The 24,375-nt window shown below is 60.3% G+C and carries 28 protein-coding genes and 1 tRNA gene; 21 read left to right on the plus strand and 8 right to left on the minus strand.

The genetic code is table 11. The features are described from left to right. Window positions 1-53: 53 nt before the first annotated feature. The 4 genes from serS (at window position 54) to ACQKKX_RS09010 (ending at window position 4,532) form a co-directional block, all read left to right on the plus strand. Window positions 54-1,334, plus strand: coding sequence for a serine--tRNA ligase (gene serS / locus ACQKKX_RS08995; protein WP_427570278.1), 1,281 nt, complete (start codon window positions 54-56; stop codon window positions 1,332-1,334). 9 nt (window positions 1,335-1,343) lie between these two features. Beyond that, on the plus strand, window positions 1,344-2,102 hold the full coding sequence (surE, locus tag ACQKKX_RS09000; RefSeq protein ID WP_427570280.1) for a 5'/3'-nucleotidase SurE: 759 nt from the start codon (window positions 1,344-1,346) through the stop codon (window positions 2,100-2,102). A gap of 44 nt (window positions 2,103-2,146) precedes the next feature. Then, complete coding sequence (locus ACQKKX_RS09005) at window positions 2,147-2,788, plus strand: protein-L-isoaspartate(D-aspartate) O-methyltransferase (RefSeq protein ID WP_427570613.1); 642 nt, start codon at window positions 2,147-2,149, stop codon at window positions 2,786-2,788. 157 nt (window positions 2,789-2,945) lie between these two features. After that, on the plus strand, window positions 2,946-4,532 hold the full coding sequence (locus ACQKKX_RS09010) for a peptidoglycan DD-metalloendopeptidase family protein (protein WP_427570282.1): 1,587 nt from the start codon (window positions 2,946-2,948) through the stop codon (window positions 4,530-4,532). A 71-nt stretch (window positions 4,533-4,603) separates the two neighbouring features. On the opposite strand, the gene ACQKKX_RS09015 is transcribed toward ACQKKX_RS09010, so the two are convergent. Next, the gene (locus ACQKKX_RS09015) at window positions 4,604-5,476 is read right to left on the minus strand and encodes an ATP-binding protein (protein ID WP_427570283.1); all 873 of its coding nucleotides are present in this window, start codon (window positions 5,474-5,476) and stop codon (window positions 4,604-4,606) included. 186 nt (window positions 5,477-5,662) lie between these two features. On the opposite strand from ACQKKX_RS09015, the gene yajC reads away from it, so the two are divergent. The 4 genes from yajC (at window position 5,663) to ACQKKX_RS09035 (ending at window position 7,924) form a co-directional block, all read left to right on the plus strand. After that, entirely contained in the window at window positions 5,663-6,019 is a 357-nt protein-coding gene (gene yajC, locus ACQKKX_RS09020; RefSeq protein ID WP_427570284.1) for a preprotein translocase subunit YajC, read from the plus strand. A 46-nt stretch (window positions 6,020-6,065) separates the two neighbouring features. Further along, window positions 6,066-6,452 carry an Mth938-like domain-containing protein gene (locus ACQKKX_RS09025; RefSeq protein ID WP_427570285.1) on the plus strand — a complete coding sequence of 129 codons (387 nt, stop codon included), beginning with the start codon at window positions 6,066-6,068 and terminating at the stop codon, window positions 6,450-6,452. Window positions 6,453-6,474: 22 nt separating this feature from the next. Next, a complete protein-coding gene (locus tag ACQKKX_RS09030) occupies window positions 6,475-7,329 on the plus strand; it encodes a phytoene/squalene synthase family protein (RefSeq protein WP_427570287.1) in 855 nt (284 codons plus the stop codon). 142 nt (window positions 7,330-7,471) lie between these two features. After that, a complete protein-coding gene (locus tag ACQKKX_RS09035; protein ID WP_427570289.1) occupies window positions 7,472-7,924 on the plus strand; it encodes a hypothetical protein in 453 nt (150 codons plus the stop codon). Between the two features lie 133 nt (window positions 7,925-8,057). Here ACQKKX_RS09035 and trmFO read toward each other — a convergent pair whose 3' ends face one another. The 3 genes from trmFO to ACQKKX_RS09050 form a co-directional block, all read right to left on the minus strand. Further along, window positions 8,058-9,461 carry a methylenetetrahydrofolate--tRNA-(uracil(54)-C(5))-methyltransferase (FADH(2)-oxidizing) TrmFO gene (gene trmFO / locus ACQKKX_RS09040; RefSeq protein WP_427570290.1) on the minus strand — a complete coding sequence of 468 codons (1,404 nt, stop codon included), beginning with the start codon at window positions 9,459-9,461 and terminating at the stop codon, window positions 8,058-8,060. Window positions 9,462-9,635: 174 nt separating this feature from the next. Next, the gene (locus tag ACQKKX_RS09045; RefSeq protein WP_427570291.1) at window positions 9,636-9,779 is read right to left on the minus strand and encodes a DUF1127 domain-containing protein; all 144 of its coding nucleotides are present in this window, start codon (window positions 9,777-9,779) and stop codon (window positions 9,636-9,638) included. A gap of 256 nt (window positions 9,780-10,035) precedes the next feature. Then, on the minus strand, window positions 10,036-10,182 hold the full coding sequence (locus ACQKKX_RS09050; RefSeq protein WP_427570293.1) for a DUF1127 domain-containing protein: 147 nt from the start codon (window positions 10,180-10,182) through the stop codon (window positions 10,036-10,038). Window positions 10,183-10,879: 697 nt separating this feature from the next. On the opposite strand from ACQKKX_RS09050, the gene ACQKKX_RS09055 reads away from it, so the two are divergent. From ACQKKX_RS09055 to ACQKKX_RS09075, 5 genes are all read left to right on the plus strand, one after another. Beyond that, window positions 10,880-10,964 (plus strand) — tRNA-Leu (locus ACQKKX_RS09055). 168 nt (window positions 10,965-11,132) lie between these two features. Next, on the plus strand, window positions 11,133-12,611 hold the full coding sequence (gene tig, locus ACQKKX_RS09060; protein ID WP_427570295.1) for a trigger factor: 1,479 nt from the start codon (window positions 11,133-11,135) through the stop codon (window positions 12,609-12,611). A gap of 130 nt (window positions 12,612-12,741) precedes the next feature. Continuing rightward, window positions 12,742-12,957, plus strand: a complete 216-nt coding sequence (locus ACQKKX_RS09065) for a hypothetical protein (protein ID WP_427570297.1) — start codon at window positions 12,742-12,744, stop codon at window positions 12,955-12,957. Beyond that, window positions 12,954-13,082, plus strand: coding sequence for a hypothetical protein (locus ACQKKX_RS09070; RefSeq protein ID WP_427570298.1), 129 nt, complete (start codon window positions 12,954-12,956; stop codon window positions 13,080-13,082). The genes ACQKKX_RS09065 and ACQKKX_RS09070 overlap by 4 nt, the downstream gene beginning before the upstream one ends. Before the next feature lie 83 nt (window positions 13,083-13,165). Next, window positions 13,166-14,788 (plus strand): ABC-F family ATP-binding cassette domain-containing protein, encoded by a 1,623-nt coding sequence (locus ACQKKX_RS09075; RefSeq protein WP_427570300.1) that lies wholly within the window; start codon window positions 13,166-13,168, stop codon window positions 14,786-14,788. Window positions 14,789-14,855: 67 nt separating this feature from the next. Here the strand turns inward: ACQKKX_RS09075 and pepT are convergent, their stop codons facing one another. After that, the gene (gene pepT / locus ACQKKX_RS09080; RefSeq protein WP_427570301.1) at window positions 14,856-16,091 is read right to left on the minus strand and encodes a peptidase T; all 1,236 of its coding nucleotides are present in this window, start codon (window positions 16,089-16,091) and stop codon (window positions 14,856-14,858) included. A 518-nt stretch (window positions 16,092-16,609) separates the two neighbouring features. Here pepT and ACQKKX_RS09085 point away from each other — a divergent pair. Next, window positions 16,610-17,515, plus strand: coding sequence for a S1C family serine protease (locus ACQKKX_RS09085; protein WP_427570302.1), 906 nt, complete (start codon window positions 16,610-16,612; stop codon window positions 17,513-17,515). Between the two features lie 16 nt (window positions 17,516-17,531). Here the strand turns inward: ACQKKX_RS09085 and ACQKKX_RS09090 are convergent, their stop codons facing one another. From ACQKKX_RS09090 to ACQKKX_RS09100, 3 genes are all read right to left on the minus strand, one after another. Beyond that, entirely contained in the window at window positions 17,532-18,161 is a 630-nt protein-coding gene (locus tag ACQKKX_RS09090) for a glutathione S-transferase family protein (RefSeq protein WP_427570303.1), read from the minus strand. A gap of 79 nt (window positions 18,162-18,240) precedes the next feature. Beyond that, entirely contained in the window at window positions 18,241-18,693 is a 453-nt protein-coding gene (locus ACQKKX_RS09095; protein WP_427570304.1) for a GNAT family N-acetyltransferase, read from the minus strand. 70 nt (window positions 18,694-18,763) lie between these two features. Next, window positions 18,764-19,975, minus strand: a complete 1,212-nt coding sequence (locus tag ACQKKX_RS09100; protein WP_427570306.1) for an NADP-dependent isocitrate dehydrogenase — start codon at window positions 19,973-19,975, stop codon at window positions 18,764-18,766. A 28-nt stretch (window positions 19,976-20,003) separates the two neighbouring features. On the opposite strand from ACQKKX_RS09100, the gene ACQKKX_RS09105 reads away from it, so the two are divergent. The 7 genes from ACQKKX_RS09105 (at window position 20,004) to ACQKKX_RS09135 (ending at window position 24,275) form a co-directional block, all read left to right on the plus strand. Then, the gene (locus ACQKKX_RS09105) at window positions 20,004-20,174 is read left to right on the plus strand and encodes a hypothetical protein (protein WP_427570307.1); all 171 of its coding nucleotides are present in this window, start codon (window positions 20,004-20,006) and stop codon (window positions 20,172-20,174) included. A 5-nt stretch (window positions 20,175-20,179) separates the two neighbouring features. After that, window positions 20,180-20,710 carry a hypothetical protein gene (locus tag ACQKKX_RS09110; protein WP_427570309.1) on the plus strand — a complete coding sequence of 177 codons (531 nt, stop codon included), beginning with the start codon at window positions 20,180-20,182 and terminating at the stop codon, window positions 20,708-20,710. Window positions 20,711-20,846: 136 nt separating this feature from the next. Continuing rightward, on the plus strand, window positions 20,847-21,689 hold the full coding sequence (locus ACQKKX_RS09115) for an RNA methyltransferase (protein ID WP_427570310.1): 843 nt from the start codon (window positions 20,847-20,849) through the stop codon (window positions 21,687-21,689). Next, complete coding sequence (gene murI, locus ACQKKX_RS09120) at window positions 21,676-22,476, plus strand: glutamate racemase (protein WP_427570312.1); 801 nt, start codon at window positions 21,676-21,678, stop codon at window positions 22,474-22,476. Before ACQKKX_RS09115 ends, murI begins: the two co-directional genes overlap by 14 nt. Window positions 22,477-22,869: 393 nt before the next feature. Next, entirely contained in the window at window positions 22,870-23,121 is a 252-nt protein-coding gene (locus ACQKKX_RS09125) for a hypothetical protein (protein ID WP_427570313.1), read from the plus strand. Then, complete coding sequence (locus ACQKKX_RS09130) at window positions 23,118-23,573, plus strand: GNAT family N-acetyltransferase (RefSeq protein ID WP_427570315.1); 456 nt, start codon at window positions 23,118-23,120, stop codon at window positions 23,571-23,573. Before ACQKKX_RS09125 ends, ACQKKX_RS09130 begins: the two co-directional genes overlap by 4 nt. A gap of 63 nt (window positions 23,574-23,636) precedes the next feature. After that, window positions 23,637-24,275 (plus strand): LysE family translocator, encoded by a 639-nt coding sequence (locus tag ACQKKX_RS09135; RefSeq protein ID WP_427570316.1) that lies wholly within the window; start codon window positions 23,637-23,639, stop codon window positions 24,273-24,275. The last annotated feature ends 100 nt before the right edge of the window (window positions 24,276-24,375 follow it).

Below are 24,375 nucleotides of genomic sequence, written 5' to 3' on the forward strand. Positions count from 1 at the left end.
GAGCCGGCTGGCACGGCCATAGTCCCTATCCCGACCGATGACGTGGAACGACGATGCTCGATATCAAGTGGATCCGTGAGAACCCGCAGGCGCTCGATGCAGCCTTGGCCAAGCGCGGTGCCGAGCCGCAGTCCGCTGCGCTCGTGGCGATGGACGAAAAGCGCCGCGCCGTCATCGCCAGCCTGCAGGACATGCAGTCCCGCCGCAATGCCGCTTCCAAGGAAATCGGCGCCGCGATGGCACAGAAGAACATGGAACTGGCGGACAAGCTGAAGGCGGAGGTTGCGACCCTTAAGGACGCCATGCCGGCGGCCGAGCAGCAAGAACGCGAAGTCAGCGCCGCGCTTGACGACATGCTGTCGCGCATTCCCAACATTCCGCTTGAAGACGTTCCGGTGGGCAGAGACGAGAACGACAACGTCGTCACCCGCATCGTCGGCGAAAAGCCGCTCTGGACCCATGCCGCCAGAGAGCATTTCGAAATCGGCGAAGCACTTGGCTACATGGATTTCGATCGGGCGGCAAAGCTGTCCGGCTCGCGCTTCACGGTGCTGACCAGCCAGCTGGCACGGCTGGAGCGGGCACTCGGGCAGTTCATGATCGATCTGCATACCGGCGAGCACGGCTATACGGAAGTTTCTTCGCCGTTGATGGTGCGCGACGAGGCGATGTTCGGCACCGGCCAGTTGCCGAAATTCGCCGAAGACCTGTTCAAGACGACTGATGGCCGCTGGCTGATCCCGACCGCCGAAGTGACGCTGACCAATCTGGTCGCCAACGAGATCCTGGAGCAGGAAAAGCTGCCGCTACGCTTCACCGCTCTTACCCCATCCTTCCGTTCGGAAGCCGGTTCGGCCGGGCGCGATACGCGCGGCATGCTGCGTCAGCACCAGTTCTGGAAATGCGAACTGGTCTCGATCACCGATCAGGACAGCGCGCTGGAAGAGCATGAGCGGATGACGGCCTGCGCCGAGGAAGTGCTCAAGCGGCTTGGCCTGCATTTCCGTACCCTGACGCTGTGCACCGGCGACATGGGTTTTGGTGCACGCAAAACCTACGATCTGGAAGTCTGGCTGCCGGGCCAGAATGCCTATCGTGAAATTTCGTCCTGCTCGGTTTGCGGCGATTTCCAGGGGCGGCGCATGAATGCGCGCTATCGCGGCAAGGAAGACAAGGCGACCCGCTTCGTACACACGCTGAACGGCTCGGGCACCGCCGTCGGTCGCTGCCTGATCGCGGTGCTCGAAAACTATCTGAACGAAGACGGCTCTGTCACAATTCCAGACGTGCTTGTGCCCTACATGGGCGGCCTGACGAAAATCGAAAAAGCCTAGGCTCCAAGGATGCGCATTCTCCTGACCAATGACGACGGTATTCATGCGGAAGGGCTGGCAGTTCTCGAACGAATTGCCCGCCAGCTTTCCGAGGATGTCTGGATCGTGGCGCCGGAAACCGATCAAAGCGGTTTTGCCCATTCTCTAACCCTGTCGGAGCCGCTGCGCCTGCGCAAGATCAGCGACAGGCATTATGCGCTGCGCGGCACGCCAACCGATTGCGTCATCATGGGCATGCGCCAGGTCATGGGCGGCAAGCCGGATCTGGTCCTTTCAGGGGTCAATGCCGGAGCCAACCTTGCCGACGACGTCACCTATTCCGGGACGGTCGCCGGCGCGATGGAAGGCACGCTGCAGGGCGTGCGCTCAATCGCGCTGAGCCAGGCCTATATCAAACAGGAGGGCGCCAGGATCATTCCCTGGGAGACCGCGGAAGCCCATGCTGTCGGCCTCATCCGCAAGCTGCTGGAGACCGAATTGCCGGCCGGCACCCTGCTTAACATCAACTTCCCGGCCTGCGCACCGGACGAGGTTGCAGGTATCGATGTAACGGCGCAGGGCAAGACGGATTTCGATCTGGCCGTGGACGAGCGCAAGGACGGACGCGGTTTCCCCTATTACTGGCTCTATTTCGCATCGCGCGCCGGCCGTCCGGGCGACGGCACGGATCTCAACGCCGTGCGTGAAAACCGTATTTCGGTGACGCCGCTGAAGCTGGACCTGACGGATTATTCGGTGCAGGATCGGTTGAAGACGGTTCTGGGCTGACAGCCTTTCGATATGCGTGACGGAGTAGCTGCTTGAAGCCGGGAATGGTCGAGAAGGAAGGTTTTGCGGCGCTCGTGCTGCGTCTGCGCTCCGAGGGTATTTCCGATCTCGACCTCCTGACGGCGGTCGAGCAGACGCCGCGCTCGCAATTCGTGCCGGCGCAATTCTCCGACAATGCCTATTCCAGCCGCACCATTCCCATCGATTGCGGCTCCTTCATGGAAGGGGCCGACCTTGCCGTTCGCATTCTCGCCAGGCTTCAGGTCAAACCTGGCCAGCGCGTGCTGGAGATCGGCACGGGCAGCGGCTTCATGACAGCGGTCATCGGTCGGCTGGCAGAAAGGGTGCTGTCCGTCGAACGCTACAAGACCCTGGTAACCCAGGCGCAGGCCCGCATCGAGGCGTTGGGTATCGGCGGAGTCATCATCCGTCAGGCAGATGGCGGCAACGGCATGCCCGGCGAGGGCACGTTCGACCGTATTCTGGTCACAGCTGCCTTTCCCACAATGCCGCGTTTCTATGCCGATCAACTGACGCATGGCGGCTCGATGATGGCGCCGCTGATGATCGACGAGGATACCTGCATGATGGTGCGTCTCACCAAGACCGGCAGCCGTTTCGAGCGGGAAGACCTCTTCACCGTTCCCTATCTGCCGCTCGTTCCGCAGATGGCAGCGCAGCTCTAGCCGCTCCAACCGGTCACTCGGACCCTCGCTTTCGCAGCCCCGATCCTATGGTTAGCAATTTGCCAAAAATAACCTGAGATTCCACCAGCTTTAACCCGACGGTAAGACTAACGCGCTTTAATCATCCTCACTTGGTTGCGTCACGAGTAGGTCGGTCATGCGTTTTCAGAGTTCATACAAAGTCGGAAAATCGAGCCTGCGGTTTGCGGCTTTGGCCTTGCTGGCAAGCGCCGCAACGGGCTGCAGCTCCGATGCAACCCGTTTCGATAACCTGTTTTCCAAAACGGACAACTTGACCACGGCATCGATCCCGCAGCGGCAGGGTAGCGGCGCTTACGGTCAGGCGCCCGTTCCGCAAGGCGATATCAATGGTGGCGGCATGTCCGCGCCGATGGCCAATGCCGGCGGGTACCAGGGTAGCGGCGGCTATCAGGCCAATGCCGGTTATCAGAACAATGGTGGCTATGGCGGCTCGATGTCGGCAAATGCGGCTCCGTCCGCTTCGGGCAGCGTCCAACGCTCCGAGCTGGCGGCCCCGTCGACGAGCGGCGCGCCGGCGACATATCGTCAGCAGGCCATGGCCCAGCCGATGCCGGCCAGCCAGAACAATGAAGGGCTTGCCCCACGTTCACTCTCGGTGCCCTCGGCAGACAGCGCAGCGTCCGCCCCCGCAAAGTCGGCATCCGGCTGGACCACGGCCAATGCCCCGAAGGTGACCGTTCGTGCCGGCGAAAGTGCCGCTTCGCTCGCCAAGCGTTACGGCGTCCCGGAAAAGGAAATTCTGAAGGCGAATGGCGGCAAGGTTCAGGCCGGCCAGATTGCCGTCATCCCGACCTATGGCACACCGCGCAATGCGGCCAAGGCTCATTCGGACGGCAGCGATCTTGCCGGCGAGAGCCAGGCGCCAATGCCGCAGCAGCCGGAGCAAAAGGTGGCAGCTCTGCCAGGCGCGCCGACGGCACGCGACAAAGCCCGGAGCGAAGGCGGTAAACTAGGCCCGGCCGGCGGCGGCAAGACGGCGGGTGGCACCTATACGGTAGCGCCGGGCGATTCGCTGGCCAAGATTGCCCGCTCCACGGGCACGCCGATCGATCAGTTGAAGTCGGCAAACGGTCTGTCGACGGAAAACCTCCGGATCGGCCAGACGCTGACGCTCCCGAACGCGGGTTCAGATACGGCGAAAACCGCCTCCATTCCGGCCCAACCCGCATCGGCAAAGCCCGCCCAGCCGGCCCAGGTGGAAACCGCCTCCGTAGCGCCGCAGCAGGCTGCAAAGCCGGCAGCCGAGGCAACGCCTGCCGCCACAGCCAGCGTTTCCGAGGTCGAAAAGAAGTCGGATGTGGCTTCGATTGCCCCGAGCTCAACGGGTATCAGCAAGTATCGCTGGCCGGTCAACGGCGCGGTTGTTGCCGGCTACGGCGCCAACGTCAACGGCAGCCGCAATGACGGTATCGATATCTCCGTTCCGGAAGGCACGCCGATCAAGGCTGCCGAAAACGGCGTCGTCATCTATGCGGGCAACGGCCTGAAGCAACTGGGCAACACGGTTCTGGTACGCCATGACGACGGCAAGGTCACGGTCTATGGTCATGCCGGCAATATCAATGTCAGCCGTGGCCAGAAGGTTCAGCGCGGCCAGACACTCGCGGCTTCCGGCATGAGCGGCGATGCCAAGCGCCCGCAGGTGCATTTCGAGGTTCGCAAGGACGCGACCCCGGTCAACCCCATCACTTTCCTTGAATAATGTAGTGCGTTTCAAGGATGTTCGAAAAAGCCCGGTTTCGCCGGGCTTTTTTGCGACTGCCCGATGGTTGCCTACTTGTCCGTCAACGGTTTGCGCAGCCGACCGGCCAGATCCTGAATGAATTGCCAGGCGACGCGGCCGGAGCGGCCGCCGCGCGTAGTTGCCCATTCCAGCGCCTGGTGGTGCAGGGCGGACCGCTCGATGCCGAGATCGAAATGGTCGGCGTAGCCGTCGATCATTGTCAGGTAGTCGTCCTGACTGCATTTGTGGAAGCCCAGCCAGAGCCCGAAGCGGTCGGACAGGGAGACTTTCTCCTCCACGGCTTCGGAAGGATTAATCGCTGTCGACTGCTCGTTTTCCATCATGTTGCGGGGCAAGAGATGGCGACGGTTGGAGGTGGCGTAGAACAACACGTTGTCAGGCCGGCCCTCGATCCCGCCATCCAGCGCCGCCTTGAGCGACTTGTAGGCGGTATCGTCGTGATCGAAGGAGAGATCATCGCAAAACAGGATGACCCGGTGCGACGAGGTCTTGAGGATGTCGAGGAGAGCGGGAAGCGATGCGATATCCTCGCGATGCACCTCGACGAGCTTGAGGGGCGAGCCCGTGGCGCGGCGCACTTCTTCGTGAACGGCTTTCACCAGCGACGACTTTCCCATGCCGCGCGCACCCCACAGCAGCACGTTGTTGGCCGCATATCCTTCAGCGAAACGCAGCGTGTTCTCATGCAGGATATCGCGGACATGATCGACGCCGCGGATCAGCGTCAGCGCCACCCGATTGGGACGGGGAACCGGCTGAAGCGACTGATTTGCCGGCGCCCAGACGAAGCAATCGGCAGCGTCCCAGTCATTGACGGCGGGCGGCGGACCCGCCAGTCGTTCGATGGCGTCCGCAAGGCGACGGACCTCGGCCAGCAGCAGGGCGGTGTTCGGTTCAGTCATTTCGGCCTCCGGGCGCTGGTTTTTTGTGTATTCGACCGGCGGTAGCATGGTGTTGCCGGCCTCGAAAGGGTAGGACGCTTTGAAACGGTACGCCGAACGGTCTGTGTTGCATTCGGGGCGGCGGTTACTATATTTCGGCGGCCTTCACGGCTATCTACGCGTATCGCGTCAATCTGGGAGTTTTCGATGTTTGTTTCCGAGGCATTTGCCCAAGCCAGTGGTGCAGCCCCCGCAGCCGGTGGCGCATTCGGCTCCGGTCTTGAAATGCTCTTCCTCTTCGCGCCATTGATGGTCGTCTGGTATTTCTTCCTGATCCGGCCGCAGCGCGCTCAGTTGAAGAAGCGTCAGGAGACCCTGAGTGCAATCCGCCGCGGTGACCAGGTCGTGCTCGGCGGTGGTATTTCCGGCAAAGTGAACAAGGTCATCGACGACAACGAAGTCGAAGTCGAAATTGCCGAAAACGTCCGGGTTCGCGTTCTGCGCTCCTATATCGCGGAAGTCCGCGTCAAGGGCGAGCCGGTCAAGACCGAAGCCGCGAAGTAACATCGTCAAATCCCGTGCGCCGCCCGAGCCAAGAACATCTTTTCCGATGAAACCTGTACAGATCCGCGACGCACATTTTCCGGGCCGGGCCGAGATCGACGTTTATGGCAATGGCGGTTTCCGCTTTGCCGACATGTCGCATCGCGGCTCGATCCTCTGCCTTCCGTCCGGCATCTACGGTTGGGATATGTCGGAAGGGGACGCGCTCGAGGCTGCAGCCTTCGAAAAGGTTCTGGCGGATGCCGGCGAGATCGAGTTTCTCATTCTTGGCACCGGCGTGGATCTGCGCCCCATTCCGGCCGCGCTGCGCGCCGTGTTCAACCAGCACGGGATCGCATCCGACCCGATGAACACAGGCGCCGCGGTCCGCACCTACAACATCATGCTGATGGAATCGCGACCGGTGGCGGCTGCCCTCATCGCGGTCGACTGACAGGTGACAAGGAACGGGCTTCGTGAGCGCATCGGCCGACACCAATTCGGATATCTGCCTCTCAACATTGAGGCAGACGGACCGTGACCGTTATCTTGCCTGTCTGCTTTCGCCGCAGGACAAGCGCGCCGCTCTTGCAGCTCTTTATGCCTTCAATGCCGAGATCGCCAAGATCCGCGACGTGATCCGCCAGCCGCTGGCCGGTGAAATCCGCCTGCAGTGGTGGCGCGGCCAGTTCGAGAACGGCCCGAACGAAGAAGCACATGCCAACCCGGTTGCCGCCGCGCTGTTTGCGGCGGTCGACCGGTACCGGCTGCCACGCCAGACCTTTATCGACATGCTCGATGCGCGGATCTTCGATCTTTACGATGACCCGTTCCCGGATCGCAACGCGCTGGAAGGCTATGCGGGCGAGACGGCTTCGGCGCTTATCCAACTTGCAGGCCTGATCCTGTCGCCGGCGGATGCCGCGCGTGCCGCGCCCGCTGCGGGGCATGCGGGCGTCGCGCATGCGATATCGGGTACGCTCCTGCTGATGCCGAACCATTCGGCCCGTGGCCAGCTCTATATTCCGCTCGATCTTCTGTCTGCCGTCGGCCTTGACCGAGAAACCTTCCTAGCGGGCGATGACGGTGACCGGATCTCCGCCGCCATCGAGGCCTTTGCCGGCCTGGGCCTCGACCATCTGGCACGAGCCCGGGCGCAGGGCAGGGTGCCCGCCGCGGTTATGCCGGCCTTCCTGCCGGCCGCAACGACCACGGTCGTGCTGAAACGGGCTCGGACGCTGGGGTCAGGTGTTTTCACGCGAAATCTTCTTCCTCTTCAGTGGCGCCGTCAGGTGCATATGGTCATCGCACTGTCGCGCGGGTCCATTTGACTAGGCCGGCCGTCTGGCTCCGCTTCCCGGACCTTTTGTTCGGACCCGTGCGTTGGTAACCTGTTGCACGGCCATGTCCACGCAAGCCTGATGCGCTAGTCGGATATGCCCGCAAGGACGCGGGGTGTTTTCGGGAGGAAAGATGAGCCTTGTCAGCTGGTTGATTATTGCCGTGATCGTCATCGCGCTGGCCTATTACGTGACGCGCATGGCCAAGGACCGCGAGGATGGCGAACGCCACGACCCGGGGCTCGCCATTCTGGAGTTCGGTCGGGCGTTTCCGACGGAAGCGATCCGCGCGCTGCATGAGACGGCCGACGGCAATGCCGTCTTCATCCGGCTGCATGACGGCAAGGCCGGCGTGATGCGCAATTACGGCCGGCATTATTCATGCCATGTCATCCAGCCCGGCCGCGCGCGCGCCACGAGCACGGCCGACGGCAGGGGTTTTGTTATCGAGTTCCTCGATGCGCCGACGCAGAATGGCGAATTCGTCTTTCCAAGCCAGCAGGTCGCTGCCGAAGTCGGGCTCTGGCTGCTGGGAAATTATGTAAGCCCCGAAGACAAGACGGCCGAAGACCGCAATGCCGACTGACCGTTGGCGCGCTGACCAGCCGGGCTCGGTGCGGAGAGCGTCGTGTGCGAGACCGCAAATTGATTATCAAACGACAACGGCCCGCATCTGCGGGCCGTTGCTTTTCAATGCGATGCTCGGGAAAGCCCTGCGTTCAGCCAAGCCATTCCTTGCAGTCCTTGAGCGCGCGCGCCGCGATCAACTGCCGCTTCATGATCGTCTTGTCCTTGCCGCGAAAACGCTTGACACCCTCCGGCTTGACGATGGAGCCCGGTTCCAGTTCAGGGAAAAGTCCGAAATTGATGTTCATGGGCTGGAACGACCGCTTGCCTGGCTCATCGTCGGACATGATGTGCCCGCCGGTGATGTGGTTGAGCAGCGAGCCGAGCGCGGTCGTGGCCGGCGGCAGCGACGGTGTCTCGCCCCTGCGTTCGGCGGCGGCGAACCGGCCGGCAAGCAGACCGACGGCGGCACTTTCCACGTAGCCCTCGCAGCCGGTGATCTGGCCGGCAAAGCGCAGCCCCTTGCGGCTCTTCAATGTCAGCGAAGGGTCGAGCAGAACCGGCGACTGTATATAGGTATTGCGATGCAGCCCGCCGAGCCGGGCGAATTCGGCATTTTCGAGCCCCGGGATCAGGCGAAAAATCTCCGCCTGGGCGCCGTATTTCAGTTTCGTCTGGAAACCGACCATGTTGTAGAGCGTGCCGAGCGCATTGTCCTGACGCAGCTGCACGACGGCATAGGCTTTCACGGACGGGTTATGCGCGTTGGTCAGGCCCATTGGTTTCATCGGGCCGTGGCGAAGGGTTTCGCGTCCGCGTTCTGCCATCACCTCGATCGGCAGGCAGCCATCGAAATAGGGTGTGCCTTCCCATTCCTTGAAACCGACCGTATCGCCGGCAATCAGCGCATCGATGAATGCATCGTACTGGTCCTTGTCGAGCGGGCAGTTGATGTAATCCTTGCCGGTGCCGCCAGGTCCGACCTTGTCGTAGCGTGACTGGTACCAGCAGATATCCATGTTGATGGAATCCCGGTGGACGATCGGCGCAATGGCATCGAAGAAAGCGAGCGCGTCCTGTCCGGTCTGTGCCTGGATGGCGCCGGCGAGATCCGGCGATGTCAGCGGCCCGGTGGCGATGACGGCGAGATCCCAGACCTGCGGCGGTAGGCCGGTCACTTCTTCGCGCAGCACCGTAATCAGTGGATTGCCGTGAATGGCCGCAGTGACGGCATCGGAAAAGCCGTCACGATCGACGGCCAACGCACCGCCGGCCGGAACCTGGTTCTGATCGGCGCAAGCCATGATCAGCGAGCCGGCAAGGCGCATTTCCGCATGGATGACGCCGACGGCATTGGCCGTGGCATCATCGGACCGGAAGGAGTTTGAACAGACCAGTTCGGCAAGGCCGTCGGTCTTGTGGGCGTCGGTGCCGCGTGTGCCGCGCATCTCGTGCAGGATGACGGGAACGCCGGTCTTGGCGATCTGCCAGGCGGCTTCGGAGCCGGCAAGGCCGCCACCGATAACGTGAATGGGGGAGTGGAGCGTGTTTGTCATGGCGCGCTCATTATCATGCGTGCCTGCGCCATCCAAACGGAAAGCATTCGGGCGCATTCGCGGTAGCGAGTAAAAATAGATCAGACATGCAAACGGCGCCGCGTGGGCGCCGTCGAAGAGATATCGAACAGCCGATATCCCATGAACGCGGCCTCATGCCGCGAGGACTTTTACTTAACGGTAGCTGCGGGCGGCGACGTTGCGAATGTCGTAACGCGTCAGGCCGATATCATTCAGGGCCTGGTTCGACAGGCTGCCGAGCTCGTTCATCGTGCGGCGGTAGCTGATCCAGTTCTTAGCGATGCGGATCGGGTTCATGGTTTCCTCGAGTGATCTGATGCCGAGAGCGTTCTTGCTGCGGCGACTGAGGAGCTTATACAACCGAAGGGCAACGGAACGGAGTGCAAAAAATCGGCCGCTGCCATGCAAATGTGCAGGATGTTGAACAAAAAACGCGCTTTGCTGCTTTGCGATGCAGCGCCAGGCAGATTTATGGCAAGAATCGAGCATAAAAAAAGCGCCCGGTAAGGGGCGCTCTTTTGACATCCTGCAACACCCTTCCGGGCAGCAGAAATCAGTTGCCGACGGCGGTGCGAGCCACACGGCGGATGTCGCCACGGCCGATGCCGAGGTCGTGCAGTTCACGGTCGGACATGCGACCAAGTTCAGAGACGGTCTGACGATATTTGCGCCAGTTGGTGAGCGAGCGAGCGATGTTCATGGCCTATTCCTCTATAGTAACTTGCCGACACTCATCATGGCCGGCCTCAATTTCATGAGCTCAATATAAATCGATTTAATCCCCGTAACAGCGCTATTAACGAAGGGGACGTATGCGCGATATGCAGGTCTGGTTAAAGGTCGTTAGCCAAATTCGCAGAAATGAGGCGGACGGCGCCGGAACCGTGTGGGCCTAGACACCAAAACGCCCACCGGGGGAGGAGATCCGGTGGGCGTCTGAGGAAGCGACCAGCGATCGGGAGGAGGAAGATCGCCAGTCTATCGAAGTCACGTTTGGGAGGAGGATACGTGACCCGAATTCTGTTCGCAGGTGAAAGCTTGACGGTGTTTCGACGATTACGTCCGGCCGCCAGCCGTTGCAGCTGCTGTATTGTCTGCTAAGGCGCTTTATAGCTAAGCTCGCTGGCAATTGGAGTGCAAACTGGGAAAGAGAGCCATGCCCTGCGCGCATCGCTCAGCTCGGGCTGCCGTTATTGCCTGCCAATACCGTACTACTGGGAATTCCCACTATCGCGTCTTCGAACGTCCACCGGGAATTGGGATCAATAAAGCGTTGGAAACCGGCTTTTCGGGTGCATGACAACTGTCATTTTTCCTTTGCGTGTCGAAAAACGGGTGATATAGAGACGCGCGCTCCGGAAGGCCTCTTGTCCGAGGATTTCGTCGCGGTTCGGTGCGCGGGTATGGTGAAATTGGTAGACACGCCAGATTTAGGTTCTGGTGCCGCAAGGCGTGGGAGTTCAAGTCTCTCTACCCGCACCAGGATCGCGGAGTTGGCAGTCGGAGCCTTTTGTTTAAGGGCAGTGGAACTGCCGTCGCTCCCCGGTTGCGTTCGAGATTGTATCTGAAGCCACGGCCGGCTGCGTTCCGGGACCGTGCGATCGAAACCACGGCCGTGTGCACACAGCCGTTTGATATGAAGGTTAGACAATGCAGGTTACCGAAACCCTCTCCGAGGGCCTGAAGCGCGAACTTAAGGTCGTCATCCCGGCCAAGGACATGGAAGCGCAGATGAACGTGCGCCTCGCCGACGCCAAGGATAAGGTCCGCATCAACGGCTTCCGTCCGGGCAAGGTGCCGGTCGCGCATCTGAAGAAGATGTACGGCAAGTCCATCATGGCCGAACTCGTCAACGAGATCGTGCGCGAACGCCCGACCGCCATTCTTTCCGAGCGCGGCGAAAAGTCCGCCACCCAGCCTTCGATCACCATGACCGAAGACGAAGCGGAAGCCGAAAAGATCCTGGCCGCCCAGGCCGATTTCGAATTCAGCATTGCCTACGAAGTCATTCCGCCGATCGAACTTCAGCCGACCACTGGCATCAAGGTCACGCGCGAAGTCGTTGAAGTCTCGGAAGACGAAGTCACCGAGCAGATCCTCAAGGTCGCCGAAAGCGCCCGTTCTTACGAAACCAAGAAGGGCAAGGCCGCAGAAGGCGACCGCGTCACCATGAACTATCTCGGCAAGGTCGACGGCGAAGCCTTTGACGGCGGCGCTGCTGAAGATGCCGAACTGGTCATCGGTTCCAACCGCTTCATCCCGGGCTTCGAAGATCAGCTGGTCGGCGTCAAGGCTGGCGATGAAAAGGTCATCACCGTCACCTTCCCGAGCGAATACCCGGCTGCCAACCTGGCCGGCAAGGAAGCCACCTTTGACATCACCGTCAAGGACGTTGCGGCCGCTGCCGAACTGGAAATCAACGACGACCTCGCGACCAAGCTCGGTCTCGAATCGGCTGACAAGCTGAAGGAAATCGTTCGCAGCCAGATCGAAGGCCAGTACGGCAACGTCACCCGCCAGAAGGTCAAGCGTCAGATCCTCGACCAGCTCGACGAACTCTACAAGTTCGACGCGCCGCAGGGCCTCGTCGACGCCGAGTTCGAAAACATCTGGCGCCAGATCAACACCGACCTCGCACAGTCCGGCAAGACCTTTGCCGACGAGGACACGACCGAGGAAGAAGCCCGCGCCGAATACACCAAGCTGGCTGAACGCCGCGTTCGTCTCGGCCTCGTTCTTTCCGAAATCGGCGAAAAGGCCGGCGTCGAAGTAACCGAAGAAGAAATGCAGCGCGCGCTTTACGCACAGCTGCAGCAGTTCCCGGGCCAGCAGAAGGAAATCCTCGATTTCTTCCGCAACACGCCGGGCGCGTCCGCTTCGCTGCGCGCGCCGATCTTCGAAGAGAAGGTCATCGACAAGCTGCTGTCGGAAGTTGACGTCACCGACAAGACCGTCAGCAAGGAAGAGCTGATGGCCGACGACGAGGACGACGCTTCGGAAAAGCCGGCCAAGAAGGCTGCTCCGAAGAAGAAGGCCGCCAAGGCTGACGACGCCGCCGAAGGCGAAGAAGCCGCGCCGAAGAAGAAGGCTGCTCCGAAGAAGAAGGCCGCTGAAGACAGCGCCGAATAATCCTTTTCGGATAGACAATATGAAAGGCCGGGTTGGAAACAGCCCGGCCTTTTTCGTGTTTTGGATGGTGGATTGAAGTTATGGAAGCAACACCATTAATGTTGCCAATGGTTGCATTTGAGGGTGTGGCATGACTCTGGTTCATAATGAACGCCGCAAATACCTGGCTGCGTCTTTTGATCGTGCATCGACTGCTTCGCTTGCCGTCGGCGTCTTCGGTCAGTTGACGGCGCTCGATGTGTGGACCATGGGCTGGAAATCGCTGGGTGCAGGTGGGATTTGGTTCGTTGCGGCTCTTGTGCTACATTTTGCCGGTCGCCAGGTTTTGGGAGGCTTACGCGAATGACTTCTGCTTCGTTCTTCTTCTGGTACATCCTGCCTGTTTTGATCTCTGTTTTTGGCTGGGGCGTCGCGGCCTATGTTACGCGCAACGATTCCAAGCCGCCTCATAATCAACATCCGGCCGAATGACGTTGTAAGCGGCATAAATTCCGCGACTTTCTTCGCCGCGCATGACATAAGGCAGCCGATTTCTCTCTTCCGAACCGGCAGCCATGATCCGCATCGAAAACGTCAGCAAGTCGAACAGCCATCGCATTCTTTTCATCGAAGCGACCGCAGCCCTCAACAGGGGCGAAAAGATCGGTCTGGTTGGCCCGAACGGCGCCGGCAAAACGACACTGTTTCGCATGATCACCGGCAGTGAAGAGCCGGATGAGGGCCAGGTCTCCATCGATAAGGGGGTGACCATCGGCTATTTTAATCAGGATGTCGGCGAAATGTCGGGCCGTAGCGCCGTGGCTGAAGTCATGGAAGGTGCCGGGCATGTCAGCATTGTCGCAGCAGAACTGCGCGAGCTGGAAGCCGCGATGGTCGATCCCGGCCGCATGGACGAGATGGATCAGATCATCGAGCGCTATGGCGACGTGCAGGCGCGTTACGAGGAACTGGACGGCTACGGGCTGGAAGGTCGCGCTCGCGAGGTTCTCGATGGCCTGAGCTTTTCCCAGGAAATGATGGATGGCGATGTCGGCAAGCTTTCGGGCGGCTGGAAGATGCGTGTGGCTTTGGCCCGCATTCTGCTCATGCGGCCGGATGTGATGCTGCTCGATGAACCGAGCAACCATCTGGATATCGAAAGCCTGATCTGGCTCGAAGCCTTCCTCAAGGGGTATGACGGCGCCTTGCTGATGACCTCCCATGACCGCGAGTTCATGAACCGCATCGTCGGAAAGATCATCGAGATCGACGGGGGCTCGCTCAACTCCTATTCCGGCGATTACGGTTTCTACGAGGAGCAGCGCGCTCTCAACGAAAAACATCAGCAGTCGCAGTTCGAACGCCAGCAGGCCATGCTTGCCAAGGAAATCAAGTTCATCGAGCGCTTCAAGGCGCGTGCCAGTCATGCCTCGCAGGTGCAGAGCCGTGTGAAAAAACTCGACAAGATCGAGCGCGTCGAGCCGCCTAAACGCCGCCAGACGGTGGCTTTCGAGTTCCAGCCGGCGCCGCGTTCGGGTGAGGATGTCGTCAACCTCAAGGGCGTGCACAAGGCTTATGGCAGCCGCACCATTTATGAAGGTCTGGATTTCATGATCCGCCGCAAGGAGCGCTGGTGCATCATGGGCATCAACGGTGCCGGAAAATCGACGCTGCTAAAACTGATTGCTGGTACAACCAATGCCGATCAAGGCTCTGTGTCACTCGGCGCCAGCGTCAAGATGGGGTACTTTGCCCAGCACGCCATGGATGTTCTGGATGGCGAACAGACCGTGTTCGAATGGCTGGAAAGCGAGTTTCCACGGGCAGGACAGGGCTCGCTTCGCGCGCTGGCCGGCTGCTTCGGTTTTTCCGGTGATGATATCGAGAAGAAATGTCGCGTGCTGTCAGGCGGCGAAAAGGCGCGTCTGGTCATGGCGGCGATGCTGTTCGATCCTCCAAATTTCCTCGTTCTCGACGAGCCGACCAACCACCTTGATCTGGATACCAAGGAAATGCTGATCAAGGCGCTGTCGGAATATGAAGGCACGATGCTGTTCGTCAGCCACGACCGTCATTTCCTGTCGGAACTGTCCAACCGTGTTCTGGAGCTGACGCCTGAGGGTATTCACCAGTATGGTGGTGGTTATACGGAATATGTCGAGCGCACCGGTTACGAAGCGCCGGGCCTGCATATCTGATCGGGCTTATGGGAGAAGCAAAAAAGGCGGCCGTCCGGGCCGCCTTTTCGTTCCTACACGGTGCCTGTCAGGCGCGCTCTTCCCAGATCTTTGCCAGCTCAACGAGCGTCGCCACGGCCTTGTCCATGTCCTGATGGCTGATCCATTCCAGCGGCGAATGGAAGGCATGGCCGCCGGCAAAGATGTTGGGGCAGGGCAGGCCCATGGCGGTGAGGCGCGAGCCATCCGTACCGCCGCGGATGCTTCCACGCACCGCCTTCATGCCGGCGCGTTCGACCGCTTCCAGCGCGTAATCCATGATTTGCGGATGCTCGGAAAGCACGTTGTTCATGTTGCGATACTGTTCGGTGACCTTGAACGTGTAGGTCGAACCCGGATAGCTCGCCATCACTTCCTTGACGATGCCTTCCAAGAGTTCTTCCTTCTCCGTCAGGCCCGCATCGACGAAGTCGCGGATGATGAAGTGGATGGAGGCGCTTTCCATCGCGCCGGATACGCCGGTCGGATGGATAAAGCCCTGCTTGCCCCTGGTGCTCTCCGGCGCCAAGTCGCGTGGCAATCTGGCGATGATCTCACCAGCGATGCGGATGGCGTTTTCCATCTTGCCGAAGGCGAAACCCGGATGGATGGCGACGCCCTTGATTTCGATATCGACGCCATCGGCGGAAAAGGTCTCGTCCTCGATATGGCCGGGCGTTTCGCCATCGACCGTATACCCGAAATCCGCACCGAGTTTCGCGAGATCAACCTTTTCGACACCGCGGGCGATCTCCTCGTCCGGCGTGAACAGAAGGCGTATGGCGCCGTGCTTGATGTCCGGGTTGTTCATCAGGATTTCGGCGGCCGTCATGATTTCGGCCAGGCCCGCCTTGTCATCGGCGCCGAGCAGGGTCGTGCCGTCGGAGGTGATGATCGTGTTGCCGATATTGTTGGCAAGTTCCGGATTGTCGCCGGCCCTGATGATGCGGCTCGTGTCGCCCGGCAGAACGATGTCGCCACCCTGATAGTTTTCGATTACCTGCGGCTTGACGCCGGTGCCGGAAAAATCGGGCGCCGTGTCCATATGCGAGCAAAAGCAGATGACGGGCACATTGTTCTTAGCCGAGGTAGCCGGGATGGTCGCATAGACGTAGCCGTGTTCGTCGAGATGCGCGTCGGAAATGCCGATCGCCTGCAACTCGTCCACCAGAAGACGGCCGAGCGTCAATTGCTTGGCGGTCGATGGCTGGGTTGGGGAGGAGGCGTCGGATTGGGTGTCGATGACGACGTAGCGGAGAAAGCGATCGAGAACGGTGTCGGACATGTCGGAATCCCCTCATTGCCTGGAAGAGGATTGCATATAGCCTGCGCAGCGACAGACGGGAATGCCCCAAGCGTCGGCAACGTGATCACGACGCTTCCGCTCGGTTCGCGGCCGTCCTGCCTGGTACATCGTTCCGCAAGCCACCGAGCCTGCTCGCCGATGGGTCTACCCGCTCCGGTGTTGAATGGATATCGTTCCTGGCAGGAACATTGATCTTCCGCCTGCTTCGCTCGGTAAAGATCAGGATCCCGTGACGGCCATGCTGGATAAAACGAGCATTCTGGGCGCGCAGAGCTAACGCGTCCCAACGGACAGTCATGGCCGCGGCACGACCGCGGTCTCAACGCGCCATCAAAGATTATTCGATGAATGGCCGCTTCCACACGCAGCGTCGTGCTCGCCATTGTGCGGCGTAGTCTGGCAGGATCCACCCTTGCACCGCGCAGCTGCAATTCTTACTTTCAGTTCCAATTGACCGGCGGACGGCGAATGCCCCCGCCAGTGCTCGGGGTCTTGTCATGGATATTGAAAGAATTTCACGGTCCGTCGTGGCCGTGCGCGCCACCATTCCCGAGGATGCTTTCACCGCAGGGGCTTTGGGCACACGCCGTGAAGGCAGCGGCATTGTCATCCGGGAAAACGGGCTGGTGCTCACCATCGGTTATCTGATCACCGAGGCGGAAGATGTCTGGCTGACGCTACAGGATGGCCGCGTCGTGCCCGCACATGCGCTAGCTTATGATCAGGAGAGCGGTTTTGGCCTCGTGCAGGCGCTCGGTCCTCTCGATTTGCCGGCCGCCCCGCTGGGCGAATCCGCCAGAGCGCAGGTCGGCGAGCCGGTGGTCATCATCGATGGCACGGGTGACTATGTTCAGTCAGCGATCGTCGCCAAGCAGGAATTTGCCGGCTATTGGGAGTACCTGCTTGATGAGGCGATATTTATTGCGCCGGCGCACCCTTCCTGGGGCGGTGCCGGCCTTTTCGATGCGGAAGGCACGCTCCTTGGTATCGGTTCGCTGCGCCTGCAGATGAGCCAGCGCAACGAAGTGACCGACATTAACATGGTGGTGCCGATCGACATTCTGCGCCCGATCCTGGATGATCTGCTGAATCGCGGCGAAATCGATCGCGAACCCCGACCCTGGCTGGGCGCTTTTTCCGCCGAAAGCGAGGGCGAAGTTGTGGTCATGAGTGTGGCCGAGGGCAGCCCTGCGGCCAAGGCCGGACTCAAACGCGGCGACGTCATTTCCGAAATCCGCGACGGCGAGGTCGACGGTCTGGCTGATTTTTACCGAAAGGTCTGGAGCAGCGGTCCGGCCGGCGCGCAGATCCCGATGCGGGTTCTGCGCGAGGGTCGCGAGGCATGGCTGCGCATCAGTTCCGCCGATCGCAACAGCTTCCTGAAAAAGCCGTCGATCCAGTAGCGCCAGCCAACCGAAATCAGCTCGCGGCCTGCATCTCGCCTGCGAGCGCATTGTCGATCTCCGAGGCGCGCTTGTATGCCGGTCGTTCGGAAAGGCGCGCGAAATAATCGACGAAGGCCGGGCGTTTTTCGATCGAGCCGAACTGCATGCCCCAGCCGATCTGAGAGCCGACATAGACGTCGGCGGCGGAGAAGCGATGGCCACCAATATAGGTGTGGCTGGCGACGGCGCGCTCCAGCGTTTCCATGACGTCGGCATAGGTGCCGTAGCCAACCATGCGCTCGCGTTCCGGGCTGACCTCGACGCCGAGGGTCCTGTTGGTCGTGGCTGCTTCCAGGGGGCCGGCTGCGTAAAAAAGCCAGCGATAGTAGTCGCCGCGCTCCTTGACCGGCGGTGCCAGATTGGCTTCGGGAAACGCGTCTGCAAGATAGGCGCAAATGGCCGCGCATTCCGTGACCACCGTCTGCCCGTGCACGAGGGTCGGCACCTTGCCCATCGGGTTGAGGAGCCGGTATTCGGCATGCTTCATTGATGCGCCGAATGGCAGGGTTTCGGCACGGTAGGGCAGGCCCGTTTCCTCCAGCATCCAGCGCGCGATCCGTCCGCGCGACATGGGATGGGTATATAACAGCAGATCTTCGGCCATTCGCATCTCCTCTACAGGCTCTCGGACAGGATGTTCATTCGCCGAACGGCGACCGTGCGGACTGGAAACTACGCTCACCCTAGAGTGGTTTGCGATATTGGATGAACCCAGGCGCGACAGCGACGCGGTCATAGAGACGGCGCGCGGGGCCATTGTCTTCCTGCGTCAGCCAGTAGAGACGGCCAGCATTCTTGTCGCGGGCAAGCAGCGCCACCTTCTCGATCAGCGCCTCGCCGACACCGCGTCCGCGCTGGCTTTGATCGACATAAAGATCCTGCAGATAGCAGGTCGTATCCGGCAGCCATGTGGAGCGGTGAAGGACGGCGTGCACGATACCGACCAGCTTGCCGTCATCGAACGCGCCGAGCGCGTACATCGGTTCGGCCTCGTCGTGAAAGCGGCTCCACGTGATGTCGTACTGATCCTTCGGGAGTTCGGATTCGTAGAAGCGCAGATAGGCTTCGAACAGCGGCTCCCAGCCGGCCCGGTCGGATGGCGCCAGAGGACGGATCTCGATCGGGGAATTGGCCATGTTTGCCTCCGGTGCAAAAGAAAACGGCGGGGATGAACCCCGCCGTTCAAATTAGACCGAAGTTGAAGGCTTACGCCATGGCCTTCTGAAGATTTTCGTCGATCTTGTCGAGGAAGGCGGTGGTGGAAAGCCACGGCTGATCCGGGCCGACAAGCAGCGCCAGATCCTTGGTCATGAAACCGGCTTCGACGGTATCGACGCAGACCTTCTCGAGCGTTGCGGCGAACTTTGCCAGTTCGGCATTGTCGTCGAGCTTGGCGCGGTGCGCGAGACCACGGGTCCATGCAAAAATGGAGGCGATCGAGTTGGTCGAGGTTTCCTGACCTTTCTGATGCTGGCGGTAATGGCGGGTAACCGTGCCATGCGCCGCTTCGGCTTCGACGGTCTTGCCATCGGGGGTCAGCAGAACCGAGGTCATCAGGCCGAGCGAGCCAAAACCCTGAGCAACCGTGTCGGACTGGACGTCACCGTCATAGTTCTTGCAGGCCCAGACGTAGCCGCCGGACCATTTCAGGGCGGAGGCAACCATGTCGTCGATCAGGCGGTGTTCGTAGGTGATGCCGATTTCGTCGAACTGCGCCTTGAACTCGGCCTGGTAGACTTCCTCGAAAATGTCCTTGAAGCGGCCGTCATAGGCTTTCAGGATGGTGTTCTTGGTCGACAGGTAGACCGGCCACTTGCGCATCAGGCCGTACATCATCGAGGCGCGCGCGAATTCGCGGATCGATTCGTCGAGGTTATACATGGCCATGGCGACGCCGGCGCCGGGCGCATCGAACACTTCCTTCTCGATCACCTGACCGTCTTCGCCGACGAACTTGATGGTGAGCTTGCCCTTGCCGGGGAATTTGAAGTCGGTGGCGCGGTACTGATCGCCGAAGGCGTGACGGCCGACAACGATCGGCTTGGTCCAGCCTGGAACGAGGCGCGGAACGTTCTGGCAGATGATCGGCTCGCGGAAGATGACGCCGCCCAGGATATTGCGGATCGTGCCGTTCGGGCTCTTCCACATCTGCTTGAGGTTGAATTCCTTGACGCGGTCTTCGTCGGGCGTGATCGTCGCGCACTTGATGCCGACGCCGTGCTTCTTGATGGCGTTGGCGGCATCGATCGTCACCTGATCATTGGTGGCGTCGCGGTTCTCGACCGACAGGTCGTAATAGTCGATTTCGAGGTCGAGATACGGATGGATCAGCTTGTCCTTGATAAGCTGCCAGATGATGCGCGTCATTTCATCGCCGTCGAGATCTGCAACGGGATTGGCGACCTTGATCTTTTTCATGTATCTGCCTCGTTCGAGAGATGGTGGGATGGCCGTTGAAAAACGGTCACACCCTGATGGAAAAATGGTCTTAGCGCATGCGCTATATCATCGCATCGGCGTGGCGCAAAGAGTTTGGGTGTCGATCTCCCGAATGATTGTCATTGCCAAAATTTCGATCGCCGCTAAGGTCTGGCGACGCTTTTACCGCAAGGACTGATTTTGATGCGCACCCTTCGCCTCGCGCTGCTTTTCTCTGTTGTCGCCACGGTTTGCCACGCCGCCGGCCCTAGCGATCCGGTCAATGAAGTGATGCGAATCACATCCGACAACTGGAAGAGCGCCGAAAGCGACTGGAAGTTCATCTTCGATGCCGAGCCGCTGTCCAGGCTGTTCAGCAAGCGTTTTCAGGCGGCCTATCACGAGGCAGCAAAACACCCGGCTTACGATACCGATAACGGCCAGCCAGGCGATCCCTTCGGTTATGACGTCATCACCAATTCACAGGACGGTTGTCCGCTGCAGGACCTGAAAGTCGACGAAAAGCCGGGCAAGAACGGCGCGACGGATGTCGGCGTCAGCTTCAAGTTCTGGACCTGCATGGATGACGCCGAGATCAAGAATTCGGTCGAGACGGTGCATTTCGACGTGATCACCGAGGACGGTCATCCGGTCATCGACGACATCCACCGTTACGACGATGACGAGAGCGATTCCGTTTATGCTGAAATGCAGGAACTGGCCAAGGGACCGTAAACGGAGCCTCCGGTCGCAGAACAGCTCGGTTGAAAGGGCAATGCTTGAAGCCCGTGGCCATGCGCGCTATTGCCGGCGAAACATTTCATAAGAACATCCGGACATCAGCGCCGGACGCAAACGACCGGAAGAAGTCATGTCTGGCACCAATAGCGAACGCGTCCTGATCGCCGAAGGCCCCGCCATCATTCTCGTCGAGCCGCAGCTCGGCGAAAACATCGGCATGGTAGCGCGCGCCATGGCCAATTTCGGGCTGGCCGAACTGCGCCTCGTCAATCCGCGCGACGGCTGGCCGAATGAGAAGGCAAGCGCCGCCGCCTCCAAGGCCGACCACGTCATCGACGGGGCCAAGGTCTACGAGACGCTGGAAGCGGCGATCGTCGACCTCAACTTCGTTTATGCGACGACGGCGCGCGAACGCTATGGGTTCAAGCCGGTGCGTTCCCCGGTCGTTGCCTGCCAGACGCTGCAGCAGAAGTTCAAGGCCGGCGAAAAGACCGGCGTGCTGTTCGGGCGCGAGCGGTGGGGCCTCACCAATGAGGAAGTGGCGCTGGCCGACGAGATCGTCACCTTTCCGGTAAACCCCGCCTTCGCTTCGCTCAACATCGCCCAGGCCGTGCTTCTAATGTCCTATGAATGGATGAAGTGCGGCATGGAGGATCATGCAGAGACGCTGTTCGATGCGATCGAGCAGACGCCTGCTACCAAGGAAGAAGTGTTCGGCCTGTTCGATCACCTGGAAGAGGCTTTGGACGCCCGCAACTATTTCCATCCCCCCGCCAAGAAGCCGAAGATGGTCGACAACCTGCGTGCCGTTCTGACGCGGCGGGCCTTTTCGAGCCAGGAAGTCAGCGTGTTTCGCGGTGTGATCAATTCGCTCGATCGTTTCCCGCGTCGATGGCCGCGACAGCAAACGCCAAGGCAGCAGAAGGCGCAGGCGGACGAGATTGCAGGGATCGAGGGGAATGACGGCGAATGATCCCAACCGGCCCGTGCTGGTGTTCGATTCGGGCATTGGCGGACTGACGGTCTTGCGCGAGGCGCGCGTGCTGATGCCGGAACGTGGCTTCATCTATGTCGCCGATGACGCCGGTTTTCCCTATGGCGGATGGGAAGAGGAAGCGCTCAACGCGCGCATTCTCTCGCTTTTCGAAAAGCTGCTGGCCGATTATCGCCCTGAGATCTGCATCATCGCATGCAATACGGCGTTCACGTTGGCAGGCGCGGCGCTGCGTGAAACCTTTCCCGAGATGACCTTTGTCGGCACGGTGCCGGCCATCAAACCGGCGGCGGAGCGGACCCGTTCGGGTCTGGTCTCCGTGCTGGCGACGCCCGGCACCGTCAAGCGTGCCTATACGCGCGATCTCATCCAGTCCTTTGCCACACAATGCGACGTCCGCCTCGTTGGTTCGCAAAACCTTGCCCGCATGGCCGAAGCCTATATCCGAGGCGAGCCGCTGACGGATGACGAGGTCCAAGCAGAGATCGCACCATGCTTCGTGGAGACGGATGGGAAAAAGACCGATATCGTCGTTCTTGCCTGCACGCATTACCCGTTCATGGCCAATCTCTTCCGGCGGTTGGCGCCATGGCCGGTGGACTGGCTCGATCCGGCCGAGGCGATCGCCAGGCAGGCACGCCGCAAGGTGCCGCTGATCGACGGAGCCGAGCATCCGGAAGATTTCGACTTCGCCGTCTTCACCTCCGGCAACCCGAATTTTGCCACGCGACGACTGATGCAGGGGTTTGGTCTCAGCACCAGCTGAGCATTGCTGCCATAAGGACAGTGTGGCGATCTCGCAACAAATTGAGCGGCGAATGCAATTTTCGATTGCGGGGACTTGCGCGATCAAAAAACGCGTGCCATGTTCCAGGCATCCGCAACTCGATAAGAAGGAGGCGCCACATGACTGCTCATTTTGCACTTAATCGCCTCCATGGCGGATCCACCCGAACCATGCACGGCAATCGCCCGTGGCACATGCGTCGCGTGGCATTTACGGGCTGATAACGCCCGAAATCCGCCTTCCGGCATCCATTTATCTCAAAAACTGACGTAACCGGCTTATCCGTTCGGCGCCTTTTGCCGTCCGCTTTTCCGCGCGCGTCGCTGACCTCGAAAGGACCTGGCCGCTTGGCAGCGCCGGGACGGAAAAGCTATGCGTGAAATGCAATTAATGGTTGATGATGTTCTTCAGGCTCAGTTGGAGGCTCTGTGGCAGCGCCACGGTCCCTGGGCGATTGTGAAGGGGCTGATCGGTGCGTCGATGCGGCGGAAGGCGCCGTGGCGTGCAAACAAAATTGACGATCTGAACAACTACATGCGTCGCGATATCGGCGCTCCCGAGATCGTGCTTGAGGTTGACCGCGCCCTTCAGGCCCGGTTTCTGCGATGGAGAGCGGGCCCGTGAGCGACGAGCTGACCTGTCGTCAACTCGCGTTAAAGGATATGGCTGACGCGTCGATTGTGTTTCCCAACGCATTCGACGCGCGGCTTCCCTGGCTTGCAGGCGGTCACAGTCCCGAAGAAGATCTGGATTTCTGGTCGGGCTATCTGTTTGCGAATTGCGTCATCAGGGGCGTCGCGCGGCAGGCCGAACTTATAGGCGTCATCGCCTTTCGTGAGAACTGGATCGAGCAGCTTTACGTCCTTCCGCACGCACAAGGACAGGGGACCGGATCTGGGCTGCTCGACGTGGCTAAAGCGCGCCATAGCCAGCTTGAGCTTTGGGTGTTCCAGAAGAATGATGGCGCTCGCCGCTTCTACGAAAGCCGGGGGTTTTGTGCCGCCCGCGAAACTGACGGGGCCGACAATGAAGAACGCGAACCCGACATCCTTTACTACTGGCGTCGCGTTGGCTGATTTCCGACGCTTGCCAGCCTGTCAATCTCATGGCTTGCTCATGTCACCTTTGGAGAGAAACGCATGTCGCTCGAACACTGGCTCGCCTTCGTTGCCGCATCCGCCATTCTTCTGGCCATTCCCGGCCCGACGATCCTGCTGGTCATTTCCTATTCGCTGAGCCACGGTCGCAAGGTGGCAAGCGCGACGGTGGCGGGCGTGGCGTTAGGCGATTTTACCGCGATGACTGCCTCCATGCTGGGGCTTGGCGCGCTTCTTGCAACTTCGGCCTTGCTCTTTACCGTGTTGAAATGGGTTGGTGCTGCCTACCTCGTCTATCTCGGCCTCAAGTTATGGCGCGAGCCGGTGGCTGGACAGGTGGCCGAGGAGAGTGCGGCCGATGTCCCAGCCGTCAGGCCGCTACGCGTCTTCCTGCATACCTACGCCGTCACTGCGCTGAACCCGAAAAGCATCGTGTTTTTCGTCGCCTTCCTGCCGCAGTTTCTTGAGCTGACAAAACCGCTGTTTTTCCAGATGGCCGTATTCGAGGTGACATTCCTTGTTTTGGCGACCATCAACGCTGCACTCTATGGCCTGCTTGCATCCATGGCGCGCGATACGATCCGCAAGCCAAAGGTCCAGAAAATCGTCAATCGTACCGGTGGTTCGCTGATGATCGGGGCAGGGCTTCTGTCGCTTGGCTTCAAGCGTGCGGCGGCCTGAGGCCGCATCAGAAGCAAAGACTGTGCATTTCGTCTCTTGCACCGCGAAACGAATCCCGATGTCTGTTATAGGGCAGGAGTCGCGCATGCGCTAAAGAGCG

It is taken from the genome of Neorhizobium sp. NPDC001467, assembly GCF_050275975.1.
GTDB lineage: Bacteria > Pseudomonadota > Alphaproteobacteria > Rhizobiales > Rhizobiaceae > Neorhizobium.